Genomic DNA, 3,350 nt, shown 5'->3' on the forward strand with positions numbered 1-3,350 from the left:
ACACGCTCTTCTTCTTCGTATCGAACTTCTTTTCGGCCTCGTTCCAATCGAGCTTCAGCGGCTCGGCGCTGTTCCAACCCTCCTCCTTGATCTCGAAGCCGCCCACCGCCGGCACCTCGGCGCTCAGCTTGATCTCAAAGGACTGCTGCTTGACCTCCGCGTGCGCGGTACCGGCAACTGCGACCGCGCCCAGCAGACACGCACGAACGATTGATTGATGCATACATACTCCACGAATGATTAATAGGGGCAGCGCAACAGGATGCGCACGCCAATCACATTTTCTGCCTCCGGTCAGCCCGACCCAATCAGACAACTCTTATTTGTGCCCGCCGTTTTCACAGTAGGATTGCTAATCGAAATCATTGAGGCCATCCCGGGTCGAGCCCCGTGACCAACGACTAACGGCTACGCATTGCACTTGATGACCGGGATGTCGAGCGAGGTTAACCGCCTGGAGTACAGCTCGACGCCTTGCGTCATCGAGACCAACGATCAGTGCTCTCGCGCAATGCCGCCGGCGTTCTTAGTGCATCGTCGCCGTTCGCGATGGCGGATGCGACGAGCGAGGCACTCAACATCACAAACTCCGGGGTTCCGTAGCCCAACCTCTCTGCGGCCCGCTCTACATGATGATAGTCACCGGGGTGGACCTCCAGAACGACTACCTTGTTTTCGCATCGATTGTTATTCACCGAAGCCCTCTCCTTTCGTTTCCAGTGGCCAAGATTTTGAACCCTGTCGGCGGAGTCCAATGAAATTGATGGTACCGACAGTGGCAAGCCACATCGATCAGAAATGTCTCAAATGAGTTTCGGGTTGGCCTCGGCACAGGCTTCGAGCCGGCGGCGTTAGAGAAATTCGGGGATGACGTGAGCAGCGCGGCGTGCGTCTTCAATCAGCGCCACGCCGCTCGGTTCCAACTCCTGCCGGAGACATCCGGACTTCCGTATGGGAGGCGCGTTGAGATTCAGCCCCCGATGTTGACTCGATACGGGTAAAGCAGTGCGAAATCGTCATCGCGCTCTTCCAATCGTGTCGGGAAGCCGCAGCGACGTGCGGGGCCGCGATCCGCAACCGGATTGCCGAGCGAGCGCTGCGTGGTATCGCGATCGGGAGGCGCAACAACTCGTTCGTCAGTTCCAAACCTGGCGTCGAACGCGGCAGCGATGGGTTGTCTAATCGACACGACGCCATTGAGCGACTTCGATCCCGGGGCATACTTCACGCACGTACGTGCGTGCCCACATCGGGACCGTGCGGCGTTTTCTCACCCCACACCGTCAATGCACAAGTAGTGCTTCGACTCTCCTGCGGCTCAGACCAGACAACGTCGACGTAACGACGGACAGCACTTTGAAGTCCGCCGACTCGGCAAGCGCATCCGATACCGACTGAAGGTCGGTCGCCGCCTGTGCGACTGCGGGGCCGTTCTTGTCGCCTTGCAGGGCTTGTCCCTTGGTATCGAGGTGGGCGCGCAGCGTGCGGTCCGCTTGCGTCAGCCCGTCGAGCGCGCGCACCACGTCGCGCAATGCCGCGCGTTGCGACACGCGGTCGGTCACTTGCCAGCGCGCGGGATCGACGGCTTCCGGCATCGCGTCGACTTGCGCGCGGCTGGGGCGGCCTCCAGGGAACCGCCTGCCTCCGCCCTGCACCATCAGATGATCGCGCACGGTGGGCCAGCGCGATTCCGCCACGGTGAAATCAATCTGGCCGTCCACGGCCAGCGCCGCGCGAACACCCCTGCAGGCCAGTGCACGGTCCAGCTCGCCCACAAAGGCGGCTGCGTCCAGCGGCGCATCGCCAAAGCTGACCGCTATCGGCTGCTTGCCCAACCCGGCCGGGTGGAAAACGAGCGTTTCCGCACCGCCGCTTCGCCATTGCTCGACATCGAGCGCGCGCATGCGGAACGTACATACTGCATCGGCGGCCGGATGCACCGCCAACTGCGCATCCAGCACACCGCCCGCCAGCACCGCGCGGTCGCGCCAGAGCGAGCCGAATTTCTCGATAAGTGCAGCAGCACCATCGCCTCCGCGTTCCGCGCCGCTCAAGACCATGCCGATTGCCCTCTTCAAGCCGCGCAACTGCCCAGCGGCCGTCTCGACAAACGCGAGCGCACGCTGCGCGACAGTCACGTCGGCGTTCAGTTGTGCGTGGCGTGCGGTAAAGGCGACCGACACTTCCGGGAAGCGCGGCGCCGCGGCGGAAATTCCCGATGCCGGCAGGTGGGCAATCGGTGTCGCGGTGAGTGCGGCGGCGTGCTTCGTACGAGCACCCCGCTGCGCGCGGCTGGCCACATGTGCATCGTCACGCCGGGAAACCAACTGACCGCGAACGGGTGTGGTAGATCCCATCTTCATGAACGCGGCCTCAGATTGCGTCGAACAACGACAACTGCGTCATGCGCGTATAAATCGCGTACGAACCTTTCACGGCTGCGATGTAGTTGTTTAACTGGTCGATCGCCTCGGCAAAGTCCAGTTCCCCTACCAGACTAACGGCTTGCCCGTTGGCGACAAGCTGCGCTGAATGATTCTCGCTCATCAGATCCAGCGTGTTCTGGGCACCGCCTAGATCAGTAATCTTCATGCTCAGTGCATCGATACCGTTGCGCTTGACCGAGTCCAACGCCGCCGTCAAGACGCGTCGCACCGCCGGTGCGCTCGGATTGACGTCAGGATTCTCCATGGCCGCAATGGCCGCTTCGAGCTTGTTCATCACATCGGCCAGAGGCTCGACCGTGACGTTGGCGTGCTGCGTGACGCCGTGGCCGATCACCACTTGCTGCAGTTCACCGTTGCCGGCGTACGAGTAGCGGCTGCCGACAGGCGCGGTCGCGTCATATGCGACCGGCGCCACATTCGTTTGCGAACCGGAGAAAAGAAAGTTGCCATCGCCATCCTTGGCATTGGCGGCTTGCTTCAGGTTGTCGAGCCGCATGCGCAGTGGCGCGGCGAGCGCATTCAGATCGGCCGCGCTGCGACTGCCGTCGGCGGCAGACAGCAACGAATCTTGCACGGACATCACCGTGCCAAGCATGCCGTCAAGATGCGCCTCATTCTTTTGCAAGCGCACCGACAGCGTGTCGATGTTCTTCTGATAACGCTCCAGCACCGAGGTGTCGCGCTCAATAAGCAGCAGCCGCGCGGCCGCAATCGGGTCGTCCGATGCGCGCTGCACTCGCTGACCCGTGGATATCTTGGACGTGAGATCGGCGGCCTTGCTGTTCGACGCGCGTAGCGTCGCGAGCATGGTGTTGCCGAAGTGTTGACTGGCGATACGCATGTGCTGTTTACCAAATTAAACGTTAGTGTTCGACGCGCCGTGCCGCTGCTTACGCCGCCGTA

At 61.8% G+C, this 3,350-nt stretch carries 3 protein-coding genes and 1 pseudogene; all 4 read right to left on the minus strand.

Annotation, left to right across the window (positions count from 1 at the left end):
• A pseudogene (locus tag JMF90_RS30100) lies at nt 1-223 on the minus strand (hypothetical protein); the annotation flags it as partial.
• 256 nt (nt 224-479) lie between these two features.
• The gene (locus JMF90_RS30105; RefSeq protein ID WP_126364825.1) at nt 480-695 is read right to left on the minus strand and encodes a hypothetical protein; all 216 of its coding nucleotides are present in this window, start codon (nt 693-695) and stop codon (nt 480-482) included.
• 588 nt (nt 696-1,283) lie between these two features.
• Nucleotides 1,284-2,363, minus strand: coding sequence for a hypothetical protein (locus JMF90_RS30110; RefSeq protein WP_201317432.1), 1,080 nt, complete (start codon nt 2,361-2,363; stop codon nt 1,284-1,286).
• Nucleotides 2,364-2,373: 10 nt separating this feature from the next.
• Complete coding sequence (gene flgL, locus JMF90_RS30115; RefSeq protein ID WP_201317433.1) at nt 2,374-3,288, minus strand: flagellar hook-associated protein FlgL; 915 nt, start codon at nt 3,286-3,288, stop codon at nt 2,374-2,376.
• Nucleotides 3,289-3,350: the final 62 nt, after the last annotated feature.

Source organism: Burkholderia sp. E168m23, from assembly GCF_016586125.1.
GTDB classification, from domain to species: Bacteria; Pseudomonadota; Gammaproteobacteria; order Burkholderiales; family Burkholderiaceae; genus Burkholderia; species Burkholderia orbicola.